Source organism: Mesorhizobium sp. A623 (assembly GCF_054489405.1).
Genome location: NZ_JBTMXB010000031.1, coordinates 1 through 22,946 on the forward strand (window position 1 = coordinate 1; position 22,946 = coordinate 22,946).

General features: G+C 59.4%; 19 protein-coding genes and 9 pseudogenes. 13 read left to right on the forward strand and 15 right to left on the reverse strand.

Annotated features, from left to right (window positions below; all coding sequences use genetic code 11):
* Positions 1-231 precede the first annotated feature (231 nt).
* The 3 genes and pseudogenes from ACX3P1_RS22215 to ACX3P1_RS22225 all read right to left on the reverse strand — a co-directional run.
* Positions 232-630 carry a helix-turn-helix domain-containing protein gene (locus tag ACX3P1_RS22215; RefSeq protein WP_459081816.1) on the reverse strand — a complete coding sequence of 133 codons (399 nt, stop codon included), beginning with the start codon at positions 628-630 and terminating at the stop codon, positions 232-234.
* 75 nt (positions 631-705) lie between these two features.
* Positions 706-876, reverse strand: a pseudogene (locus tag ACX3P1_RS22220) (acetyl-coenzyme A synthetase N-terminal domain-containing protein); the annotation flags it as partial.
* A gap of 112 nt (positions 877-988) precedes the next feature.
* A pseudogene (locus ACX3P1_RS22225) lies at positions 989-1,156 on the reverse strand (transposase); the annotation flags it as partial.
* A gap of 84 nt (positions 1,157-1,240) precedes the next feature.
* Between ACX3P1_RS22225 and ACX3P1_RS22230 the strand changes: the two are divergent.
* From ACX3P1_RS22230 to ACX3P1_RS22240, 3 genes and pseudogenes are all read left to right on the forward strand, one after another.
* A pseudogene (locus ACX3P1_RS22230) lies at positions 1,241-1,387 on the forward strand (c-type cytochrome); the annotation flags it as partial.
* 407 nt (positions 1,388-1,794) lie between these two features.
* Positions 1,795-1,896, forward strand: a pseudogene (locus ACX3P1_RS22235) (DUF982 domain-containing protein); the annotation flags it as partial.
* 11 nt (positions 1,897-1,907) lie between these two features.
* On the forward strand, positions 1,908-2,039 hold the full coding sequence (locus tag ACX3P1_RS22240) for a DUF982 domain-containing protein (protein WP_459081780.1): 132 nt from the start codon (positions 1,908-1,910) through the stop codon (positions 2,037-2,039).
* 625 nt (positions 2,040-2,664) lie between these two features.
* On the opposite strand, the gene ACX3P1_RS22245 is transcribed toward ACX3P1_RS22240, so the two are convergent.
* A complete protein-coding gene (locus ACX3P1_RS22245; protein ID WP_459081781.1) occupies positions 2,665-5,550 on the reverse strand; it encodes a Tn3 family transposase in 2,886 nt (961 codons plus the stop codon).
* Positions 5,551-5,675: 125 nt separating this feature from the next.
* Between ACX3P1_RS22245 and ACX3P1_RS22250 the strand changes: the two genes are divergently transcribed.
* Together ACX3P1_RS22250 and ACX3P1_RS22255 are read left to right on the forward strand one after the other, a co-directional pair.
* Complete coding sequence (locus tag ACX3P1_RS22250; RefSeq protein WP_459081817.1) at positions 5,676-6,290, forward strand: recombinase family protein; 615 nt, start codon at positions 5,676-5,678, stop codon at positions 6,288-6,290.
* A 51-nt stretch (positions 6,291-6,341) separates the two neighbouring features.
* Positions 6,342-6,760 (forward strand): annotated as a pseudogene (locus ACX3P1_RS22255) (arginase family protein); the annotation flags it as partial.
* A 57-nt stretch (positions 6,761-6,817) separates the two neighbouring features.
* Here ACX3P1_RS22255 and ACX3P1_RS22260 read toward each other — a convergent pair.
* The 4 genes and pseudogenes from ACX3P1_RS22260 to ACX3P1_RS22275 form a co-directional block, all read right to left on the reverse strand.
* A pseudogene (locus ACX3P1_RS22260) lies at positions 6,818-7,333 on the reverse strand (MFS transporter); the annotation flags it as partial.
* 12 nt (positions 7,334-7,345) lie between these two features.
* The gene (locus ACX3P1_RS22265; RefSeq protein ID WP_459081782.1) at positions 7,346-8,149 is read right to left on the reverse strand and encodes an NAD(P)H-dependent oxidoreductase; all 804 of its coding nucleotides are present in this window, start codon (positions 8,147-8,149) and stop codon (positions 7,346-7,348) included.
* A gap of 72 nt (positions 8,150-8,221) precedes the next feature.
* Positions 8,222-8,593, reverse strand: coding sequence for a carboxymuconolactone decarboxylase family protein (locus ACX3P1_RS22270; protein WP_459081783.1), 372 nt, complete (start codon positions 8,591-8,593; stop codon positions 8,222-8,224).
* Between the two features lie 132 nt (positions 8,594-8,725).
* On the reverse strand, positions 8,726-9,175 hold the full coding sequence (locus ACX3P1_RS22275; RefSeq protein WP_459081784.1) for an EthD family reductase: 450 nt from the start codon (positions 9,173-9,175) through the stop codon (positions 8,726-8,728).
* A 106-nt stretch (positions 9,176-9,281) separates the two neighbouring features.
* On the opposite strand from ACX3P1_RS22275, the gene ACX3P1_RS22280 reads away from it, so the two are divergent.
* A complete protein-coding gene (locus ACX3P1_RS22280; protein ID WP_459081785.1) occupies positions 9,282-10,208 on the forward strand; it encodes a LysR family transcriptional regulator in 927 nt (308 codons plus the stop codon).
* Between the two features lie 106 nt (positions 10,209-10,314).
* A pseudogene (locus tag ACX3P1_RS22285) lies at positions 10,315-11,031 on the forward strand (Tn3 family transposase); the annotation flags it as partial.
* 53 nt (positions 11,032-11,084) lie between these two features.
* On the opposite strand, the gene ACX3P1_RS22290 reads toward ACX3P1_RS22285, so the two are convergent.
* Together ACX3P1_RS22290 and ACX3P1_RS22295 are read right to left on the reverse strand one after the other, a co-directional pair.
* Complete coding sequence (locus tag ACX3P1_RS22290; RefSeq protein ID WP_459081786.1) at positions 11,085-11,546, reverse strand: LysR family transcriptional regulator; 462 nt, start codon at positions 11,544-11,546, stop codon at positions 11,085-11,087.
* A gap of 290 nt (positions 11,547-11,836) precedes the next feature.
* Positions 11,837-12,784, reverse strand: a complete 948-nt coding sequence (locus ACX3P1_RS22295) for a LysR family transcriptional regulator (protein ID WP_459081787.1) — start codon at positions 12,782-12,784, stop codon at positions 11,837-11,839.
* Positions 12,785-12,945: 161 nt separating this feature from the next.
* Here ACX3P1_RS22295 and ACX3P1_RS22300 point away from each other — a divergent pair, with 161 nt between their 5' ends.
* The 6 genes and pseudogenes from ACX3P1_RS22300 (at position 12,946) to ACX3P1_RS22325 (ending at position 19,074) form a co-directional block, all read left to right on the forward strand.
* Positions 12,946-13,734 (forward strand): NAD(P)H-dependent oxidoreductase, encoded by a 789-nt coding sequence (locus ACX3P1_RS22300; protein ID WP_459081788.1) that lies wholly within the window; start codon positions 12,946-12,948, stop codon positions 13,732-13,734.
* Between the two features lie 343 nt (positions 13,735-14,077).
* The gene (locus ACX3P1_RS22305) at positions 14,078-15,091 is read left to right on the forward strand and encodes a zinc-dependent alcohol dehydrogenase family protein (RefSeq protein WP_459081789.1); all 1,014 of its coding nucleotides are present in this window, start codon (positions 14,078-14,080) and stop codon (positions 15,089-15,091) included.
* Between the two features lie 111 nt (positions 15,092-15,202).
* A complete protein-coding gene (locus tag ACX3P1_RS22310) occupies positions 15,203-16,399 on the forward strand; it encodes an alpha-hydroxy acid oxidase (protein WP_459081790.1) in 1,197 nt (398 codons plus the stop codon).
* Between the two features lie 58 nt (positions 16,400-16,457).
* The gene (locus ACX3P1_RS22315; RefSeq protein ID WP_459081791.1) at positions 16,458-17,183 is read left to right on the forward strand and encodes a DJ-1/PfpI family protein; all 726 of its coding nucleotides are present in this window, start codon (positions 16,458-16,460) and stop codon (positions 17,181-17,183) included.
* Between the two features lie 31 nt (positions 17,184-17,214).
* Positions 17,215-17,646: pseudogene (locus ACX3P1_RS22320) on the forward strand (fumarylacetoacetate hydrolase family protein); the annotation flags it as partial.
* Between the two features lie 72 nt (positions 17,647-17,718).
* Positions 17,719-19,074, forward strand: coding sequence for an ISKra4 family transposase (locus tag ACX3P1_RS22325; protein ID WP_459081818.1), 1,356 nt, complete (start codon positions 17,719-17,721; stop codon positions 19,072-19,074).
* A gap of 55 nt (positions 19,075-19,129) precedes the next feature.
* On the opposite strand, the gene scpB is transcribed toward ACX3P1_RS22325, so the two are convergent.
* The 5 genes and pseudogenes from scpB to ACX3P1_RS22350 all read right to left on the reverse strand — a co-directional run bounded on the left by scpB (position 19,130) and on the right by ACX3P1_RS22350 (position 22,921).
* The gene (gene scpB, locus ACX3P1_RS22330; protein WP_459081792.1) at positions 19,130-19,834 is read right to left on the reverse strand and encodes an SMC-Scp complex subunit ScpB; all 705 of its coding nucleotides are present in this window, start codon (positions 19,832-19,834) and stop codon (positions 19,130-19,132) included.
* Between the two features lie 5 nt (positions 19,835-19,839).
* Positions 19,840-20,862, reverse strand: coding sequence for a DUF1403 family protein (locus ACX3P1_RS22335; protein ID WP_459081819.1), 1,023 nt, complete (start codon positions 20,860-20,862; stop codon positions 19,840-19,842).
* 333 nt (positions 20,863-21,195) lie between these two features.
* Positions 21,196-22,160, reverse strand: a pseudogene (locus tag ACX3P1_RS22340) (3'-5' exonuclease).
* Between the two features lie 88 nt (positions 22,161-22,248).
* The gene (locus ACX3P1_RS22345) at positions 22,249-22,572 is read right to left on the reverse strand and encodes a helix-turn-helix domain-containing protein (protein ID WP_459081793.1); all 324 of its coding nucleotides are present in this window, start codon (positions 22,570-22,572) and stop codon (positions 22,249-22,251) included.
* Entirely contained in the window at positions 22,559-22,921 is a 363-nt protein-coding gene (locus ACX3P1_RS22350) for a type II toxin-antitoxin system RelE/ParE family toxin (protein ID WP_459081794.1), read from the reverse strand. Before ACX3P1_RS22350 ends, ACX3P1_RS22345 begins: the two co-directional genes overlap by 14 nt.
* Positions 22,922-22,946: the final 25 nt, after the last annotated feature.

Consider the following 22,946-nt stretch of genomic DNA (forward strand, 5'->3'; position numbering starts at 1 on the left):
CACGTGAGAAACGGGATGCTGTCGCCCGTCGAATTCGAACGGCAGCAGAAAACGTAACCTGGGAGCGTCTACAAAACTCGGGGCTATTCAGATCGATGAACGAGGAATGGTGACTTTCGGCTTATAACGAGGCCTATCCATTCAAAGAAACAGGGCCGCTGGAGAGATGGCTAGACGGGTATCCCGGAGGCTGATCGAGTGAACGTTGAGACCGCTGGCGTGTAATCGGGATTATGCGGCAGCGTGACCCTTATCTTGATCTCGGCTTTCCTCCAATTGCAGCAAGAGAACTTCCACCCTCTGCTGCGAGATAACGGCGTTCGCTGACGCGCTGCGCAGTTTCTGAAGAAGCGATTCGGAATCGTCCTGGACGTTCCGGTCCACAGGCCCGGAACCCAGGCCGGTCAGCAGCCAAGAAGGGCTTACACCCAAAACACCGGCCATCATGGCCAGCCGGTTAGAGCGAGGGCTGGAGCGGTCGCATTCCCATGCGTGCCAAGTAGACGTTTGCACACCAAGTCGACGTGCTGCCTGGGCCATGGTCAAATGTGAAGCCGAGCGTGCAAGAGATATTCGTCCACCGATCGTGTCGTCGGATGCTACGTCGTTGTCTTCGTTTTGGGTAAACATAGCTTGTCTCCTTCGGTTGTTGGTGAATCTCCTACTGTCGCGCCATGGCGAAGCGGCGGCAACCCCCGCCATGGCGCAACAATAGGAAACGTTGGTCTCGCCGTCTTCGAACCATTTGATCGAAACGTCGCCGTCGAAGGACGCATTCTTGACCTTGGTGTAGGGCTTGAACCAGTCGATGCGCTTGCCCTGCTCGCCCCAAAACTTGTCAGGATTCTTGACGCTGTCGGCGTACCATTCGAGATACGGCCCACGTCGCGCGTGCCAACGCGCATTGGCGGGTACCAGAGGGCAGCGCCAGTCTCGCGATTTTTCAAGACCCTCACTCCCACATGTTGGCGCAGTGATATCCGACCAAGACCTCGGCAGCCCCTTCCAGAAGCTGCGTACGCCAGGACGTGATCTGATTGGCGTGGATGTCATACTGATCGGCCAATTCGGCCAGCGTCTTCTCGCCCTTGATCGCGGCAAGCGCAACTTTCGCCTTAAAGGCCGGGCTGTGGTTCCGGCGCGGTCGTCTGGTCATGGTCTCTCCTGTTCACGGGCATCATGCCGATCTCAGGCAGAATTTCCACTTATCACCGATGCCCAGATTTCTCGAACCAGCTCTGGCGTGGTCTGGGACAAGGCCACGCTGACCAAGTATCTCCACGATCCCAAGGCGTTGGTCAAAGGCAACAAGATGGCGTTCCCCGGACTGAAGAACGACGAGGATGTCGCAAACGTCATCGCCTATCTGAAGCAGGAACCGCAGTAGTCTGTTTCGCCCCGTTCTGCGGGCGGTGTGTGCGGCGGCCATCCCGTTCGGCTTCGTTGGCGGATAGGTTGCAACTGTGCAGTTGACGTGCAAGCTGAGGTCGGTAGCAGGAGCCCTGCAGCCGAAATAGCGATCGCGGTTGATGGCGGCCAGACGACCGAAACCGGCAGCGGCGTCGGCAGCGGTCGAGCGGGTTTCTCTAAATGCAGGGGTCCTATCAGCAGCACTTAGAGACCGTCGAGTTCGCGCCGGGCGCCACAGAAATTCGCGATAATCGCCTTGATGCAAGTCACGCGCGATAGTAGTTATATCAACTTGCTTGAAATCTGTGGTTGTAGTGGCCATATTGGGGATGAGGTGCCTTGCCAGATCGGCGCCCAGTTGCTTGCTCAAAAATGGAGGAAGTGATGAGTGATACAGGCTTTTCCAACCCAGTTCGGCTCAAAGTCAGGAACACTGGTCGCCGTATGGTTGCCAACCCCTGGGAGGCCATCGAGGTGTTGTACGGCCATTGGCCGCAATGGCGCACGTGCGTACCTACCGCTCTGCATACAGGGCGTGCCGCGATGCGATTGATGGCTTACGGAAGCCTCCTGAGGTGAGGCGTGCCTTCATGGCAGTCGCCCGTCGAGCTGGGATATTGGTCTGTTAGGGCCGCCGAGGCCGAGACTCTACAGAAAAGAAGTAACGATTTCTGGGTTCGTGTCTCCGCCAGTTTCCTTGTCTTCTTTGAATTGAACTGGGTTAGCCCCTGCCATTTCGGCATGCGAGGTGCGCTCCGCGGAGGCGATGCTGTGCCGACCGGTCGAGGCGAGAAAATAGCAACTGGGAAATCAGATCGTGTTGAATAGTTTTGATTTTGTATTGCATCACAGAGCACGATAACAATTTTATAGAATTGTCGTGTCGATTGATTATGCGGATCTTTTGATAGAATAGGAATATAGTATTGCTTGATTATATTAATGAAATCATCGATGCGCACGGCGTTACGAACATGGAATTACGCATTTCGACGCTAATTGGTGCTTTGTATATAGGTTATTTGAATCTTTTCATTATCTCGTGGTAGGAGTACTGGAACTCGACGCGAACCGGAAAATGGAACGAGGTGCTTGAACTCAAATAACGCTCAATTTCGCCAATCTCGGGGTCCGGAAAGCCAAGATAGAGGCTCGCATCGGATACCCCAACTGCCAACATAGGAGTGCGACCATGGCCTTGACGAACTGGGCGGAATACAAGGGGTTATTTGCGGGATGGGGCGAAATCCTACTTTAAGCGATGGGCCACCTATACTCTCCGATTAAATTTATATGTTCCCAGCCAAGCGGCGAGACGTGAGCGAGGAGTTCAGGCGGAACTGGTAAACCGGCATTGTCTCGACTTTTGACGGCATCGCCTAGTTTCAGGGTATTCCAGAAGATGATGATAGCGGTGAGAAGATTGAGGCCTGCGATTCTGTAGTGCTGGCCTTCGGTGGAACGATCACGGATTTCACCGCGCCGATAAAAATTAACTGCTTGCTTCAAGGCATGATGTGACTCGCCTTTGTTCAGGCCGACCCGTGCACGCCGCTGCATACCGACGTCCATGATCCAGTTGATCATGAAAAGCGTGCGTTCGATCCGGCCAACCTCCCGTAAAGCGACAGCCAGTTCGTTTTGCCTGGGATATGATGCAAGTTTCCGTAAGATCTGGCTGGGTAGCATGATACCGGCAGTCATCGTGGCGGCAACACGCAGGATATCCGGCCAGTTCCGTTCAATGAGAGGTTCGCTGAGCTTGCCGCCGATCAGCGGACGTAAATGGGCTGGCGCACTTGCTGGATCAAAAGCATAGAGCCGTTTGGACGGTAAATCCCGGATATGCGGGATAAATGCAAAGCCAGTGATCGAACAGGCGGCAAAAACGTGATCGGTAAAGCCACCTGTATCGGCATATTGCTCGCGGATTCGTTTGCCTGTCTCGTTCATCAGGAGGCCATCGAGAATATAAGGGGCTTCACTGGCTGTGGCGGGGATCACTTGTGTAGAGAATGGAGCATACTGGTCCGAGACATGGCTGTAGGCCTTGAGTCCGGGCTCGTTTCCATACTTGGCATTGACTAGATTCATTGCCTCGCCTTTTTGGCTGGCCCGGAAAAACTGTCCGTCGCTTGATGCGGTCAGGCCTGTGCCCCAGAAGGCCGCCATGGGTAGTTTGGCGTGCGCTTCAACAACCATCGCCAAGGCCCGGTTGTAAGCCTCGCCTTCTACGTGCCAACGCGCTATACGCATCAGTTCCCAGAAGCCGTGCGTGTGAGTTGCTTCGGCCATTTTGCGCAGACCGAGGTTGATCCCCTCGGCCAGAATGACATTCATCAGGCCGATCCGGTCGGCGCATGGCGCCCCAGTGCGCAAATGCGTGAACGCATCTGAAAAACCTGTGATGGTGTCGACCTCAAGCAACAGATCGGTGATCTTGGTATCGGGCATGCGTTTGTAGAGATCGAGCACCATATCCTCGGCGCCGCCCGGCACATCAGCTTCCAGTTTGTCGACATGGAGCACACCGTTTTCAATGGAGCCGCCAGGAATCGTGCCATTTCGGGCCGCGCGCCCCAGGGCTTTGAGCGCAATGTCCAGCCGTGATCTTCGGTCTGATAACCATTCCTGAGGTCGCAAGGGGATGGCAAGATGAGCAGTGTGAGTGACAGCCTGTGCTGGAACCAACACCTGCTTCAGATCGCCATAACGGCGCGACTGGGTCAGCCAGATATCGCCGGACCTGAAAGCATCCCGCAGATGAAACAGCACACTGACCTCCCAAAGCCGGTGATCGTCATTGGGTTGCGCGCGCAGATGGCGATGCCATTTTGATCCGTTCCGTAGAAAATCCCGTGGATGCTCCTTGCCATCACCGCGGCGCAATATCTGCACCGCGTTCAAGAGAGGAATGGCGACCGCTGCTGCGTGAATATCCAGCAGCATCAACATTCTTGGCGTATAGCGGCGAAACCGGTGATATCCAGTGAGCACGTGACTGAGAGGGTCTGTAGCCAGCGTGTCCGTCAGTCTTGATGCAGTGGCGACAAGCAAACGCAACCCGTCCCAGCCTGGCTTTGTGCTGATGACAGCATCGAGGGCCTCGCCATCATCTTGCGCTCCGATCAAGGTTCCGCCCAGTTCCGCGAAAGATTTCAAGGTCTGGCGAACGGCGATCTTTTCATCGGCAATTTTGGCCTCGCAAAGCCGCTCCGCCGATCGGTAGAGCTTGCCGACAATACGGTCATGCGTCTCGATAATGGTGTCAGCCAGCTTGGATTGCCATTCCGATGCACAGACAGCAAGGATCGCAAGGCGGCGCTCCACTGGCAAGTCCCGCATACCATCGGCGTAGTAGCGCTCCCCGTGTCTGCGCAGACGTGTTACCCGATGAGCCGGCACGTCCAGAAAGAGATCGTCCGGAAGGTGAATTCCTTGCAAATATTCTAGCTTGTCCATCAGGCGATTGGCGTCAGCCGAATTGTTGCCAGGCTCGATCTGTCGCAGCCAGACGAAGCGGGTCACCCGGCCATCCACAGTATCAGCAAGCAAGCCCAACAGTTCTTGGCGAACGTCAGGAGCAAGTCGATCGGCGATTCGTGCCTCTATCCGGCGCTCAGCATCGACCAATGCATCCGCACACAATCGTTCAATTGTGGTGACAGCTGGCAGAATGATCAAGCGATGCCGGCAGGCCTCCACGAACCGATGCACCAGGTCCTCGTTGGAGACAGCGTGCTCTGCTTCTTTGTAAATCCACTCTTTCAGATCACCCGCTTCACGCCCGGTAAAAGAGCAAAAGCCGTATATCTGGCGCAGCTCCGCAAGATGTTCGTGGCGCGTTTCTTCACGAACGGCATAGTCGAGAAGATCGTCTCCGTTCAGTCCAAGCTGCGCTCCGATGAATTCTACAATCTCGAGGGGGATGATTTCCCCTGGCGCCAGTATACGGCCAGGATAACGCAGGACGCAAAGCTGCAGGGCGAAACCGAACTTGTTATGAGCCCGGCGGCGGTGCCTGATATGTTCGAGATCTTCGTCGCTGAGGGTATAATGCCTGAGGAGGCCTGCCTGTTCTACGGGCAGGCGAAAGAGTGCAGTCTTCTGGCGGTCGGTTAAAATGATGCGGCGCGGCATGCTTGTACCTTATTCTAAATTCATCTAGCTTTAAGGGGCTTTGTTTATGATGCCAGTTAAGATACAGTTTGCATGAACAAATCAATCGCGTCTTCTTCACCGCCTCAAACCAACGTTTAAGAAACATGCTGATCGGATATGCCCGTGTTTCCAAAGCTGATGGGTCGCAGTCCCTCGACTTGCAGCACGACGCGCTACGCGCTGCCGGCGTCGAACAGGACAACATCTATGAGGATCGCGCTTCCGGCAGTCGTGATGATCGGTCCGGGCTGACCGCCTGCTTGAAATCCTTGCGCGCCGGCGATGTGTTGGTGGTTTGGAAACTCGATCGCCTCGGGCGGTCACTTGCCCACCTCGTCAATACGGTAAAGGATCTAACAGACAGAAATGTCGGCCTGCGGGTGCTGACCGGAAAGGGCGCCCAGATCGATACCACGACCGCATCCGGTCGCATGGTGTTCGGCATCTTCGCCACCCTGGCCGAGTTCGAGCGCGACCTGATCCGCGAGCGCACCATGGCAGGTCTTGCTGCCGCCCGGGCGCGAGGCAGAAAAGGCGGACGAAAGTTCGCCCTCACCAAAGCGCAGGTGCGCCTTGCACAGGCCGCCATGGCTCAACGCGACACTTCCGTCTCCGATCTGTGCAAGGAACTCGGGATCAAGCGCGTCACTCTCTATCGCTATGTCAGCCCAAACGGCGAACTCAGAGATTATGGAAAGCGCGTTCTCAATTTAACGTAGAAGCACAGACCCTTCGCAAACGCATCCACTTCAGTGTCATAGGATCGCAAAATGAACGCCTCACATGCTTTCCTCGGCTTCGCCGATTACCTTGCGGACGACCAAACGCCACGTATCGTGATCTTCGGCGTCGGTCACGGAAGCACTTACCCGGCAAGGATAACAGCGGCCATGCCCAAGCTGCGGATGCCATCCGCGCCGCGAGCCAGGAAGATGCCTCGCTTGTCGAGCATTGGGATTTCGACCTCAACGGCCCGCTGTTCGACGGCAAGCCGGTGTGTTGTATCGATGCCGGCGATATTCCTACCACGACGTATGACAATGCCGGCAACCGGGCCAAGATTGAGGCGAAGACGCGCGAGATCCTGGCATTGCCAGCCATACCAATCCTGTTTGGCGGCGATTGCTCCGAGACCTTTCCATTTCTCGCCGGTTTTGGCATAGAGCGCGAGCAACTTCGGTTGTTGCAACAGCCTGAACTGAGAGAGGAAGCCCGCCGACGGTTCAAAGGAAATCTGGCGCGGCAGCAGAATTTGCAGAAACGTCGCTGCCAGCGTGCCCAGCCCGGCGATGGCAAAGAAGGGCGCGCGCCAACCAAGTCGCTGGCCGATGAATGTTCCTGACGGAACGCCAACCACCATGGCAACGGTGAGGCCGGCGAACATCAGCCCGCGTGACCGTTCCACCAACGACATCGCGATCGTGGCCCCGATGGAGAAAAAGACGCCGTGCGCCACGCCAGTGACGATGCGTCCCGCCAGCATCACGCCATAGCCGGATGCGAAGCCGCTCAAGAGATTGCCGAGCGCGAACAGCAGCATCAAGGCAACCGCTAGCGGCCGGCGCGGCAGATGCCCGACTAACGCCGTGACCGTGGGGGCACCGACGGTCACGGCGAGGGCATAGCCGGAAACGAGGAGACCAGCCGCCGGGAGTGTTATCCCGAGATCGCGCGCGATCCCGGGAACCAGGCCGATGATCACGAACTCAGTCGTGCCAATGGCAAATACTCCCGCAGCCAGCGCGATCAGCGCAGGCTTCATGATCGTCGTGCCTCACGCGTCAACCGTCTCGACCACCCTATCGGCGACATGCGCGACGATGCCGGTCTGGCCCGGCGCGACGTCATCCGCCATGGTGTGACGATCGGGAAAATCGCCTCCGTTCTGCACACGGAACGGGATTGGCGCGTCGGTGAAAAGCCCGGCGAGTCGCGCGCGCCAGCCCGCCTTGATCGCCTCGACCTCTTCGGCGGTGGAGACATGGCCGGCGCTGTAGACAGCGTGCGTGGGCAGCACCTCCATGCCCGGATAGAAGAGCGCGCCGTGGGTCAGCGGAAAGAGCAGCTCCTCAATCGGTGCGTTGATCCCGCGCGGGCCATAGTCCGCCACAGGTCCACCGGCCTGAACATTTACCAGCGCGCGCTTGCCCTTCAGGATGCCGTCCCCGAAGCGAAACTCGTTGGTGCCGTTCTCGTAGCCATAAGCGAAACCAAAGGCATAGACGCGCTCGATCCAGCCCTTCAGGATCGCGGGCACGCTGTACCACCACAGCGGGAACTGCAGGATGACCGCGTCCGCGGCAAGAAGTTTGGCCTGTTCGGAAACAACATCCGGCGTCTGGTTGCCGGTCGCATAGGCATGGCCCGACTCCATGATGAACGACAGCCGGTCGGGATTGGTGCGGACGGGAAAGTCGTCGGCGTCGAACACCGCTTTCCACTTCATGCCGTAAAGTTCGGATTGCACGATCTCGTGTCCGGCGGCGCCAAGCGTCTCGACAGTAACATCGACCAACTGCCGGGTGAGCGAGGTTGGTTCGGGGTGCGCAGATACAATAAGGATATTCTTCATCATCATGCTTCTCTGGTCTCTGTCGTGGAGTGGAGGGGTGCGCTTCAGCGCTCGCTGGGATGTACCCAGCCAGCGGTTTCACCGGATCGTCAAGCTCGGTATGGGCCAGCGCGTTGGTGAAGTTGGAGATGAGCTTGGCGGCAAGCCCTGTAAGCACTTCGAGCGCCTGACGCTTGATGTAGCCGGCATCGATGAATGTCTGTAGTTCGGCATCGCCGACATGGCCGCGCGCTTGTCGATCAGCAGCGTAACGAAGCGACGCAAAGTTTCCAGCTTGTGATCCCTGATCGGCCGGCCTTCGCGCAGCGCCGCGATAACATCCTCGGGCAGCTTCTTCATCTTCATCAGCATCGAGTGGCTGGCCATGCAATAGTGGCAGCGATTATGATAACTCGCCGTCATCAGGACGGTTTCCTGCTCGACGGGTGACAGCGTCGAACGTTCGTACATGGCGGCCATGCGCTGTTGTAGATCTCATAAGTGATCGGCGCTTCGGCGAGAAGCTGGTGCAGCTTCGGAAGGAATCTGAAGGTCTTAAGCGAAACGCCGATCTGCGCCTGGGATTCTGCGGCCGCGGTTTCTTTAGTGTGATAGGTGAACATCTGCATCTCCCGATTGGATGGTGTTTAAGATGGCGGGCGGCGGTTCCGAACCGGATGTGCCACGCGGTGGGGCCGTGTTTTGGCGTTCGGCCGCTTTCTTTGTGTCGGCCATCAACGTCACGACGCTCACATTTCCGATCTGAACGACCGGCGCGATGTTTGTGAAGCTCGGTCCGTCGCCCTGAATTTCGGCCGCGTGCGCGCGGAATGCTTTTTGAAAGCTATCCGGCGACTCGAATAGCGCGTGAAACGCGGCGATGTAGGGCGCGGGGGCACCCGGCTGTGCGCCGCCAATGCCGGTTTCGACGATCACCCCTCTAACAGCGTCGCCAAGCAGGCCCAGGGTCATGGGCACATGGTTCTCGACATAATAGGCGGCATCGAAGCGCGCTTCCTCAGTATTGGGGTAAAGAAAACTGACGATGATCATCCTTGCCTCCCGCGGGAGGGATTGGTGAAGCCCCCGCATCGGTGCTTGCATGATGGAGGCTTTTCAGCCATATGTGAAATCGATTAAATTTTGTTCAGGAATAAAGGTGGTGGATACCAGCCGCATCGACCTCAACCTTCTGGCAACGCTCGAAGTGCTGCTCGACGAACGGAACGTCACCAAGGCGGCGGCGAAGCTCCATCTCAGCCAGCCGGCAGTCAGTGCGCAACTCGCGCGGCTGCGGGATTTGTTCGACGATCCCTTACTTCTTCCCGCCCAGCGCGGAATGACCCCGACCGCCAAGGCAACAGAACTTGCCCCGCAATTGCGCGAAGCGTTGGATCGGGTGCGCTCGACACTGCAATCCCACAGGGACTTCGATCCCGAAACGGCGCAACTCGCTGTGTCGATCGCTTGCTCGGATTATGTCCAGGCAGCCGTTGTGATGCCGCTCGTCTTGGCGCTCCGGCGGATAGCACCAGGCGTGCGCGTGGCGGTTTGGCACCTGTCCCCCGCCCTCATGGAACAGCAGTTGGCGAACGGCGATATCGATTTGGTGATCGCCACACCCGATCCCGCGATGCAGCATCTACGTGCATGTCACCTTTACGAGGAAACATATGTCCTCATCGGGAGGCAAAGCCACCCGGATTTGAAGGCTGGTCTGACGATCGAGGAATATGTCAGACTGGAACATGTTGTCGTCTCACGGCGAGGCGGCAATTTCGAGACACCAGTTGACGACGCCTTGGGGGTTCTCGGTTATCGGCGCAATGTCGTCATGTCAGCGGGCTCGTTCTTGTTCATTCCCGAAATTGTTTCCAGCAGCGATCTTGTCGCGCTCGTGCCCAGGCGGCTGTTTCGTGCCCAATCGGAAAGGCTGACGATCATCGATCTGCCCTGGCTGAGCGAACGGTTCGATATTGGCTTGATCTGGCACGAACGTTGTCACGGCCATGCCGGGCAGCGCTGGGTTCGCGAATTGATCGGAAAGCTGATGGTCGAGGGCGAAGACGACGCGCCGCGCGCCTAGAATAATCGGGCAGCGACAGTTTCCCGCAATCGCCGAGGCTATCGAGTTTTTCGAACTCGGCGGTGTGGCGGCGGCCCCATTCGCGCAGGGCAGGTTGAACGAGACTGGAAAGCGCATACACGAGCAATACGCCGATACAGGCGGCTTCACCGATCACGTCTTTGCCGCCTGCTCGATTACTGGCTTCTCATTTATCCCGCACATCCGGGATCTGCCGTCCAAACGATTTTATGTTTTTGATCCGGCCAGTGCGCCAGCCAATCTGCGTCCGTTGATCACCGATAAAGTAAAGGAATCTCTCATCGAGCGGAATTGGCCGGATATCCTGCGCATTGCCGCCACGATGACCGCCGGCATCATGCCACCCAGCCAAATCTTGCGGAAACTCGCGTCATATCCCAGACAAAACGAGCTGGCTCTGGCGTTGCGGGAAGTTGGCCGGGTCGAACGAACACTCTTCATGATCAACTGGATCATGGATGTTGGCATGCAGCGCCGTGCGCGAGTGGGCTTGAACAAAGGCGAGTCACATCATGCCTTGAAGCAAGCCGTCAATTTCTATCGGCGCGGCGAAATCCGTGATCGTTCCACCGAAGGCCAGCATTACTGGATCGCAGGTTTGAACCTGCTCACCGCCATTATCATTTTTTGGAACACCCTGAAACTCGGTGACGCCGTCCAAAACCGGAAGCAAGCCGGATTGCCCATTCCGCCCGAACTCCTCGCTCACGTCTCGCCGCTTGGCTGGGAGCATATCAACCTCATTGGCGAATACAGATGGGCCGGTTCCTTAGGGTGTCATTTCGCCCCCTCCCGCAAATGACCCCGAGAACACCCATGGCTGCCTCCAAAAGACAGCCTTTGAATCTGATTTGCTCAGCCTTGGGAATCCCAAGAGTCCACACGGCCTAGCTGATGCCGACGCACCGCGGCTACATGTTCAGCCGGATTTCCATCGACAAAGGTTAGACGTATCGCGCCATACTGCTTTCCGAAAGCTTGGATCAGCTCGGAAAGAAAACCAGAGGCTAGCGACGAAAAGATCCCGATCCGCACATGCCCGCTCTCGCCACGTGCCACCGCGGCCACCTCAGTTCTGGCAAGCCCAATCTGTGAAAGGGCCTTTCGGCCGCGTTCGACGAACTGCTCGCCCGCGAGGGTCAGTTGAACGCCACTAGGTGATCGAGTGAACAACTTCGCCCCAAGGCGATCTTCCAGATCACGCACACGGCGACTGATCGCCGACTCTTGTATACCCAACACACCAGCTGCTCGGCGGAAGCTTCCGTGGTCCGCGGCAGCGATCACATAGTTGATGTGGCGGATCTGAACCGGCAAGTCCGCCGCTCCTAAGCAGATCAACCCGCGCGCGCTTAACGGTAAATGCCTGCCTGGCGCCAGAACCACCTATGCCGGCCGCTCCAAGGAGCCGTATCAGCACGACTTATTGCACGGGCGGTTCCCAGCATCGCATGTAGCCACGCAAGGCTCATCCGCTACGAATGACAGCATGATTAGAATTGCACCAATCGTGAATTCTTTCCCTTGATATCAGCTTGAGTGATAGCGGAAGAAAATTCCGAACGCGCCTCGACGCGTTTGACGGAGGTTCTCATGGTGCGGGCCGCCTATGTCTCAGACTTTGTGCGCTCGGCATTCACGCCGTCTTCAGTCGCCGTGCCTGCGAGTTCGGCGATCAATTCGCGAATCCAGCGCTGGCCTGCGTGACCGTGACCACGTTCGTGCCAGATCAAACTGACGTTAAACGCCTCCGCGAGCCATGGAACGTCAACCATCGTGAGCCGGCCGGACTGGGTCCGAAACAACCGCCGGGGCACAAGTGCAACAAGATCGCTTCCTGAAACAATTTCAGGAACGAAAAGAAAAGAGGCGGCCGACATAACGACGTTGCGTCGACGCCCGAGGATCTCCAGGGCGTTATCCACCGGCGTCTTGAAATTACCGCCGCGCCGCGAGACCACAACATGCTCTAATTGAACATACTCGTCGATTGTCAGACCGCTTTTCAGATGCGGATGATCCCATCGGCCGACGAGCACATAGGTCTCATCGAACAAGGAGCAGGTCCGAAGATGCGGCAGAGCTGGGTCTGGTGTGGCGATGACCAGATCGGTCTCGCCGTTCGTCAGCTGCTGATCCATCTGGGCGGGGATCAAATGTCGAACCGCCACCCGCACGCCGGGAGCTCTTTGCCTCAATGCCAGTACGAGCGGCATAATCACCGCAGCCTGAATGTAATCCGAACAGGCGATCGTGACGGTCAACTCCGCAGTGGTGGGATCGAAATCCCAATGAGAGTGCAAGATATTGCGCAGCTGATCCAGCGCGTCGCGTAGCGGCTGCGCGAGGTCGAGGGCCTTGGCCGTAGGAGTCATCCCGCGCTGAGCGGGAACAAGCAGGGGATCGTCGAAGAGGTCACGTAGCCGCGCCAACTGCGCGCTAACGGCCGGCTGGCTCAGGTGTAGCCGAGCGGCCGCCTTGGTCACGTTCCGCTCGGCGAGCAAGACCTCAAGAGTCGCCAACAGGCTAAGGTCGATGCGGCTGGTATCCACCATATGTATTGCATCTCAAAACACTATCGATTTCACATATGCTTGCGTCAGGTTCAGAAAGCAATGGCAAGCCGCATTTCGGGGCGGTGTTGGTTCCTCCGCTCCAGTCCGCGGTCCATCCAAAAGACCGCAAGTAAATCGCGCATACGCCCCAGGAGACATCCGTGACCAAGAAGATTCTCATCATCTACGCTCACCCAGAGCCAGCTTCGATCACGCGCCAACTCGTCGATGTCAGCGTCCAAACGCTCACTTCCCAGGGGCACGAGGTTTTGCAGTCTGACCTCTATGGCATGCGCTGGAAAGCTGTGTTCGACGCCGAAGACTTCCCAAGCCGCACCAATCCCGAACGCCTCTCGTTCATCATGGAATCGGCCAATGCGTACTCTACCGGCCAACAGTCCCCGGACGTTGCTGCCGAACAGGCCAAGCTGCTCGCGGCCGATGCGGTGATCCTACAGTTCCCTCTGTGGTGGTATGGCGTGCCGGCGATCCTCAAGGGTTGGATCGAGCGCGTATACGCCTTTGGCTTTGCCTATGGCTACAAGAACGGCACCAACGAGTACCGCTTCGGCGACGGCATCCTAAAGGGCAAGCGGGCGCTCGTGAACGTCATGACGGGCGGTCCAGAGGCCGACTACGGTCCGCGCGGCATCAACGGCCCGATCGACCAGTTGCTGTTTCCGCTCACCCACGGCGCACTGTTCTATCCCGGCATGGACGTGCTTCCGATTCATCCCGTCTATGGTGCGGCCCACATCACCACCGGCGAAGAAGTCGAGGCGGTCAAGGCGGCTTGGCGCAGTCGGCTCGAAGGGCTATTCGCCGATACGCCCATCTCGTTCCGCTCGCAGAATGGCGGCGACTTCCCGGATCGTCACACGATGGCCGACGATGTCGCGCCTGGGAGAGCCGGATTCGCGGTCCACTATGTAGACGATGTCACGGCGTGAGGAGCGCGCGGCTTGCTGCTCACACTCGCCGTGGCAGCCTTCGCCATCGGCACGTCAGAGTTCGTGCCTGTCGGGCCGATCCGGGAGATCGTTCGCGATCTCTCGGACGCCAGTCTGATCGGTGGCGAATCCACGGCCATCACTGTCGCCGAGCACTTCTCGCGCCGGGCGCTCGCTACCGGTCTGACGGGTCTTTGCCCCCGTCAGCAATCTCGCCGACGGAAAGCCCAGAGTTGTCCACGGAGTCGGCGGCGAGGAAGCGACTAGGTCCTCACGAGTCAATGCCGTTTGGCAGCTCCAAACGGCGACTAAACCGTGGATAGGCTCAATCAAGAGGTGTCGTATGAAGGCCTTTGCTGTTCGGACTCCAGGCGGTTTGGATCGCCTTGAACTTGTCGAACGTCCTGATCCGGGCGAACCAGGCCCGAACGAGATCCGCGTCGCCATCCACGCGACGTCGCTGAATTACCACGACCTCCTCGTCGCAAACGGCGGTCTTCCCACTGCGGATGGGCGCATCCTGATGTCCGACGGCGCCGGGGTGGTCGACGCCGTGGGCCAAGATGTAACAGCATTTCACCCCGGCGACCGCGTGGTCTCCTGCTTCTTCCCGCAGTGGCAGGCCGGCCCACCCTTCGCAGCGGTCAGCACCTTTTCGGGCACTCCGGGCGATGGCATCGATGGGATGGCAACCACCCATGTCGTGCGACCTGCGTATGGCTTTACGCACTCGCCCGCCAGTTGGTCTCATTGCGAAGCCGCCACAATCACCACCGCAGGCTTGACAGCGTGGCGGGGGCTTGTGGTCGACGGTAGTCTCAAGGCCGGGGAAACGGTGCTGGTTATGGGCACTGGCGGGGTGTCGATCGCCGCGCTCCAGATCGCCAAGCTCATGGGCGCCACGGTCATTGCTACATCATCCTCGAACGAAAAACTTGAGCGCCTGCGCGCCCTCGGCGCTGACCATGTCATCAACTATCGCGAAACCCAGAACTGGGGCGAAGTGGCTAAGCAGTTCACCAGCGGCTGCGGTATCGATCACATCGTCGAGATCGGCGGGCCGGGCACGCTGCCGCAGTCCATTGAAGCCGTCAGAGTGGGCGGACACATCGCTTTGATCGGCGTGCTCACGGGTCGGCAAGGCGAAGTGCCGACCTCGGAACTTATGCGCAAGCAGGTGCGCCTTCAGGGCCTCATCGTCGGCAGCCGACGCGATCAGCAGGATTACGTGTCGGCACTCGACGCCTCCCGGCTTCGACCGATTATCGACCGCACCTACGACTTTGAGCAGCTGCCAGAGGCCTTCCGCTATCAAATCAGCGGCGGCCATTTCGGCAAGATCTGTGTCGAATGGTAGGCCCGGCTGTGCTGTTGAGCGCCGGCCAGGTCGTGGCTTTGTGCATCGATACCCGAATGCCGCGGACGTCCGGGCGCTTGCGCGCAGTGCGCCTGCCACAGGGTTAGGCCTATGCTCGATATTCAAGTTCAAAATGCCGCCACGATCGAGGATCTTGCTCGAATTGCGCGAAGGCGCGTGCCGCGCATGGCGCTCGGTTACCTTGAGAGCGGGACCGGAGCAGAGCTCGCGCTAAAGCGGAATCGGGATGCCCTCGACAACGTGACTTTGGCGCCGCGATATGCGCGTGACGTGAGTGGTCGCTCGACTGCGTCGAGTTTGTTCGGCCGAGCCTACGACCTTCCCATCGGCGTGTCGCCTGTCGGGCTCGCAAATGCTATTTGGCCCGGCGCCGATCGCGCGCTTGCGGCTTCCGCGCGTAGCGCAAACGTACCCTACGGGCTGTCGACCGTTGGAACCACAAGCATCGAGGAAATCGCCAGGCTCACGCAAGGCAATCTATGGTTCCAGCTCTACGCCGCCAAAAACAACGACGTTACCTTTGACCTGATGCGCAGAGCACGAGACGCGGGTGTGGAGGTTCTGCAGGTCACGATCGACGTGCCCATCCAAAGTCGGCGGGTGCGCGACATCCGAAATCGATTCCAGCTTCCGTTTCGACCGGGCCTTGGGACCCTCGTGGATGTGCTGAGACATCCGTCCTGGGCTCTCGCAACTATTGCTTCCGGTATGCCCCGTTTCCAGAGCCTGGCGCAGTACGCCCCAAAGGGCGAAGGGGCTCCCTCGCTTGCCGAGTATGTGGCTGCGCACATCACGGACGCTCTGGACGCGTCCCACCTTAAGCGGCTGCGCGACGGCTGGCCCGGTAAGTTCGTGCTCAAAGGCGTCATGGACGTCACGGTGGCGCAGGACGCTGTGGATATTGGGGCGGACGGCATCGTTGTCTCCAATCATGGCGGACGGCAGTTTGACGCGGCGCCCGCCCCACCCGAGGTTCTCCCGAAAATAGTAGAGGCCTGTCGCGGTCGCCTGGTCGTCATGATGGACAGCGGTATCCGCAGTGGCGAGGACGTGCTTCGCGCGATTTCATTGGGCGCGGATTTTGTGTTCTCAGGTCGGTCGTTCCTCTACGGCGTTGCCGCAGGAGGCCCTCAGGGCGCTGAGAAGGCCTTCGCCATCTTCGGCGACGAGATACGCCGAGGCATGGCGCAGCTCGGCGTCAGCACCCTCCAGGAATTGCGCGCCCGCGGCGCAAGCGACCTGGCGCACGACGTCGCAGTCCGGAGCCGACCGCCAAGTTCAGCTTAACTCGTCCAGGGTTCATACCCGGTCATATGCATTGAATCGAAACTCAAGGAGACGTCCCATGACAGCCCAGTCGCTACGCGGCACAGTAATGAAGCTTCACGAGTACGAGCTGCCGACGTTCCCGAAGGTGAACATCCATTTCCTCGCCACAGCGCCAGGAAATGAGCACCTGCTGAAATTCATGACCGAGGAGCCAGCCGACCCCAAGCGCTTCGCGGGAAAGCGAATTGGCATCATCGCGACCCACGGCGTGGAAGAGACGGAAGTTTCGATCCCCAGGAAGTGGTTCGAAGACAGAGGTGCCGCTTGTCACCTCGTCTCGCCAAACCACGTCGAATATCCGGAGATGCTTGGAATCCAATTCCCCGAAATCGCCAAGACGCACGTCCTAGCGGTTCAGTTCACGCACAATTCCGGCTGGATTCCGATCGACGCTCGAATCGAAGAGATCTCCGTCGACGATTACGATGCCGTCTATGTGCCGGGAGGGGCCTGGAACCCGGACCAGCTCCGAACCAACCCGGCGGTTCTTGCCTTCCTCCAGAAATTCCAAGCATCAGGAAAGCCACTGGGCGCCCTGTGTCACGGCTCACAGGTCTTCTTGAGCGCCAAATTGACGGAAGGCCGACAGGCGACCGGTTATTGGGCGATCATGGAGGACATGACGAACGCCGGGGCCACGGTGATCGATCAGCCGGTCGTGGTCGATGGAAACGTGATCACAGGTCGCTTCATTTACGACATTCCGCAGTTCGTCGAGGCGATCGTAGCGCAGCTCAACTGACGACATTGCCTATAGTCCGGGGAACCCACCAATGAAACTCTGCCGATATGGCGCGGTCGGCGCAGAAAAGCCCGCCGTCGTGGATGCCGCAGGGCAACTGCGTGATTTGTCGCGCCACTGCGCCGATATGGATCCCGCAGCGATCTCGCCGGAAGGGCTGGCGCGACTGTCCGCGCTGGACATCGCCGCTCTTCCGGTCGTTTCGGACCCGCTCAGGCTCGGTCCTCCGGTCAGCGGGACGTCGAAATTCATTTGCATCGGTCTCAACTACGCCTGCCATGCGAAAGAATCCGGTATGCTTGAGCCTGCTGAGCCGGTCATCTTCCTGAAGGCGCCCTCGTCCATCTGCGGACCGAACGACGACACGATCAAACCGCTCGCGTCGACCAAATTGGACTGGGAGGTCGAGTTAGGTGTCGTCATCGGCACACTAGCCCATCACGTCTCCGAAACCGAGGCCCTGTTGGGAGCGGGAAAAAGCTGGGGGTAAGAACCTTCGGCTAATCGAGGCCTTTTCCGGAAAGGGCACTCGGTGATGGGGCAATTGAGGATGAAGGTCTGGGTTGAGATTGTCGGCGCCGATGGCGTTCCGCAGCGTCGGGAGATTGCAATCGTCGACCGCAGTGTCGACGGAGCGCGTCTCGACGAGCTCGGCCTCTCCCTGGAGGATGGCAAGGCGATACATCGCCGCCTGCAGGAGGCGTTAACGCAGTTTCAGACGGATGAAGCTAGTCAGCAGGATAGGAAATGTCACGACTGCGGCCGCCCTCGCGGGGTTCATGACTATCGATCTCGTACGGTCCATTCGCTCTACGGTATTTGTCGCCTGCGCGTGCCTCGGTTCCGCAGCTGTGCCTGCGGAAAGACGGCAACAGCGAATACCGGAAGCATCGAGACCCTGTTGAAGGGCAGAGCAACGCCGGAATTGGAGCGTGTTCAGGCCGAACTCGGCTCCCGACTATCGTTTCGAGAAGCAGCCCGTGTGCTCGATCTCTTTGTACCGGCCGCGCGACCACACAATCATCGAACTGTCGTCAACCGGCTCGCCACAGTCGCCGATCAGATCGAGAAGTGGGATGCCGCCAGCCCCTATCGCATGAGCCAGGCCGGCGGATCCTCCATCTCAGTCTTCATCGATGGCGCCTATATCCGCGCGGTTCCAGGATATCAAAGCCGGCATTTCGAAATCGCAATGGGACGCGTTGTTTCACCGGGACGGCCACCGCGTCAGTTTGCGGCCGCACCGCATGTGGCCACCGGCAAGCACGATGTGGTTCTTGCCGCGATGCGGGCGCAAGGATGGCTGCCTGGCCGAGACGTCACTGTTTTCAGCGACGGAGACGTCGGGCTGCAGGGCATCGTCCTCAGTGCAACAAGGCAGCCCGTGACGCATATTCTTGACTGGTTCCATCTGTCGATGCGGCTCCGGCACATCGAACAGACATGGGAAGGAATCAGGCATGTCGGCGATCTGAACATCTACCTTCGGGATGTTGCGGTTGATGTGCCGAGGCTCCGGCATCTTCTCTGGAGCGGCTACGTCAGGGAGGCGACGAAAGCCGTGAAGAATATGCTCTACCAGTTGGAGCAGCACCCTGGGCTTCGAGACGCCAACCAAAAGCTCAAGCGATTGTCCGTATTGATCAGCAATCTCCAGACCTACCTCGTCCAGAACACGACGTCGATTGTCGACTACTGCCATCGATATTGGTCCCGTCAGCCGATATCGAGTTCTCCGGCCGAAAGCGCCGCCAACAGCCTCGTGAACGCTCGGATGAACAAGAAGCGGCAGATGCGTTGGTCTCCTGCCGGCGCTCATAGGGTATTGCAGGTCAGGGCGGCCGTCGCCGATGGTCGTCTCAAGCAAGCTAAGTTTGCCCTTGCGACTTGACCCCCACTTTTTCCCGCTCCCCACAACGGCCAGCAGCTGCTCTGCTAGCGAGCATTTAGTCTTCGACCTCGAAGTTGGAGTTTTGCTGGGTTGAAAACTCCGGCATGATGTCGCCCGCCAGCAGCTTCTCTTTGCTCAGCAGTCCGGCATCCTCGAGCGCCTCGAAATCCGGCAGATCGCGCAGCGTATCGAGACCGAACTCCAACAGGAATTCTTTGGTCGTGACATAGGTGTAAGGCGCGCCCGGCGTCGGGCTGCGCGGACCGGAGGCGACCAGCTTCGCACCGCGCAGATGGCCAATCAGGTCGCGCGAAACTTCCTTGCCGAAGAACGTCGACAGCTCTCCACGGGTAATCGGCTGGAAGTAGGCGATGCACATCAGCACCAGCACTTCAGATTGTGTCAGGTCGGTCGTCTTCTCATTGCTGCCAACCGCGGCGCGGATGGCGTCGGCATAGGCAGGCCGGGTCAGGTGCCGAAAACCGCCGGCGACGGAAACCAGATCGTAGGGCCGGCCGCGCAGCTCCTCGCGGATGTCGTCGATCAAAAGATCGATGCTGCAGCTTTTCCCGACGATGCGGGCGAGCATTTCGCGGTCGACCGGCTCGCTAGCGGCGAAGATCGTTGCTTCGACCCGATGCATCCATTCGCGCCAGCGCGCCTCCGGCGGCAGATGATCCAGCTCGCGATCAAACAGGCGGTCGCCGGATCGACGGTCATCTGGCTGGCTCCCTCCTCGCCTACGTGCACTCTCCGCCATTGTCTTCACAGCCCGTAGATGCGGAAGGTGGCGCGGCCGGACAATTCACGCACGGCACCGAGCTCGACCAGCCGGTCGAACAGGCGGCGCAGGCCGCGATCGCTCATGCCAGAGATCTGTTCCGAGGCGACGATCGCGTCGTGGGACAGGAGCTTGTCGACAACAGCGTCCGCCGCCTTGGCTCTGAGTTTTGGGGCAACGGCAAGCAGACGGTCCGCACGGCGCCCGAGGTCCGCAGACAGATCGATGGCGCGCAGCGCGGCCCGCGCCTGGGCGGCGAGCAGATTTTTCGCACGCTCGGGATCTGTCTCAATGCTAGTCGCCACAGAGCCGGCTGCCGATCGACGTGCACGAGCGCTTATGCCCCAGGTCGCCTCGGCGCCGAGCAGCGGCACCGCGTGGGTCCAACCCACCCGTTGCGCCAGCAGGGCGTCCGCGAGCAAACATCCGAAGGCTCGTGCGAAGCCATACCTTTCGGCGGCCGTAAACGCGCCGGTCAGCATGCCGACCATTCCGATGTTCGCGGAAAGCTGTCGAAGATCATCCGCCAGTTCGCCGACTGCGTCCTCGTCGCGGCGGAGACCGAGGTCATCCAGCACCGCGCCGATGCTCGCCTCGGTCAGCAGTTTCTCGGCAGGCGTGCCGGCCAGCCGGCGCCAGGCAAGCAGCATCGATCCGGCGGGGCCGACGGACAAAAAATCGCCCGGGCGTGTGAGCAGCACGGCGTCGCGCAGCGCGCCTTCATCCTCGACGCGCCCTGCCTGCTTCGCCGTTACCGCGGCCGCCGAAAGCGCCAGGCGCTGCCGCCAGGCGCCGGCCCACCGCTCCTGCCGGCGGACCACCGCATCGAGCGCGCCGATGGCGGCGCCGGCAACGAGCGCCACATCCTCAACGTCGTTGCTCGCAAGGGCTTGCGCATCGGGGACGGCGCGGCGCAGCCAGGCCGGCACCGTTGCCATCGGCGCGGTCGAAGGGGCGCCGGCAAGCGTGGCGTAGTGGCGGGGGGCGGGTTTTGGACGCAGAATCATCGCAAGCACGATGAGTCATGGCGGCGCTTTTGGCAACAGAAATGGGCAAAAAGCGCTGTGCCTGTCGGCAACATACAACGAATGATAATGTTGCCTTATCGTTCGTAATTGGAACGTGGGCCGAAATGGCTCAAAATGTCGAGCAAAAGCCCGCAAACGGCCCTCACCCCGACTCCGCTCGACGACAGCGATGAAAAATGGCGGCTCGCCATGAGAGACGGCGTCAGCAAAAACGGTCGCGCCTCGGGCCGACATGCCGTCGGCAGAACGCACGGTACCCGCAGATGTGGCCCTCGCGCTGCATCCTGCATTTTCGCGAAACACGCAAACGCGCTATGCCCTGAACCGATCGTGCGCCGTCAACCGTACGCTCGGCGGCTCCGCCTCGTCCCAGCGATAGATCTCGGTGCGCAGATAACGCAGTTCGTCAGCGTACAGGTCTTCATCAACTTCGATCCACCATGCCTTCGGCCGACCATCGCTGCCGTCAGACCAGCGATAGCCCCTCGCCTTCAGATGATCCTTCATATCGAAAGGTGCGTTCTCGGCGAAAATGCGGATCCTGCAGCGGGCGCTTGACAGCAGCAGCTGGGCAAGGGAAGGGCACCGCCCTCCCCCGCCGGTCTTGCCAACACTTCAAGAAGTGCATGGCAATCGTCGGTGGCGCGATGCCCTTCGTGGAACAGGCCGGGCTGCCCAACCAGATAGCCGAGCTTGTTGCCCTCAAAGCCCAGATCGGCCCAACGCACCTCGGTGACCGAGCATGCCCACGCTTTTGGAACGAAGGCCGGCGAAAGTTTTTCGCAAAATGGCCGATCAAATCCGGCATTGTGGGCAATGATCAGGTCGGCCGGCTCAATCAGCGTTTCGAGGGCGGCGATATCGATTGCCTGCCCGGCGACCATTGCATCGGTGATGCCGGTCAGGCGGGTAATTTCCGGGGGGATGGGCGACGCGGGCTGGCGCAGACCACTGTAGACGCCAACCACGTCCCCGATCCTGCCGCTATCCTCATAGGTGAAGGCAACCGCGCCGATTTCGATGACCTCGTCCCTGGCGTGATGGAGGCCTGTCGTCTCGGTATCGACCAAGACTGCGAGGTTGGAATATCGGCTTTCGCTCCGCCTTACGATCGGACGCGGAACCAGCTTGCGCAAGACCCTGTATTCACCGCCCTCTTCCAGTCGTCTTGCTGCCTCCTCCGCGTTCCAGTTCGGAGAGACCAGGCCGCGCGCCACAGCTCGCTTCTTCAGCGCGGAGCGCGGAACGCGGAACTTCCCGATAGCCGGGAGCCTCATCGAATAGGTCAAACTGGGCGGCTGCCGTCTTCATGCTGTCAGCCTCTTCCAATTCGTCGTCCGACTTTATCGTTCATTCTTGCAAGCGCTAGCTGAGCACACGCAAACCGTGCTTTTCGACCACCGACAGCAGCTTCAGCGCCAGCCCGCTCGGCCGTTTGGCGCCGGTCTCCCACTTCTGCACCGTCGATTCCGACGTGTTCAGATAGCGCGCGAACACTGGTTGGCTGACATGGTTTTTCTCGCGCAGCGCCTTGATCGCATCCGGATCGAACGCCGCAGGAACCGCCAGACAGCCCTCGTCGAAGCCGCGCATCGTTGTCTTGTCGATCGCCCCGACCTTGTAGAGCGCGCTGGCCGAGCTGTGGATCGCCTCGAAGGCGTCAGACTTGTATTTTCTAGCCTTGTTCATGGCATATCTCCAAAAAATCCCCGTCTGCGAACAACGCGGCGATCTGCCGGTCCGTCAATCCGAAATAAGCTTTGGCCAGTTTGCGGAACGCGACGAGTTCATTGTCATCGATGTTGGCCCTGTCCTGCTTGGCGAACAGATATTCATAGACCCAGAACGCGCCAGACCTGGCCAGAATGATCGAGCGGTGCCGGTTGTCGTTCAGGCGCTTCTTGAACACGCCGCCGCCCAGATCGTCGGCCTGTCCCTGTGCCACCTGCGCGATAGCCTTGCATAAGACGGCGTCACTGATGCGCGCCTTGCGCGCCGCCTTGGCAAACCAGGCCGTCTTGAATGCTCGTTCCTTCATGCCGTCATGTAGCACCAAGTGCTAT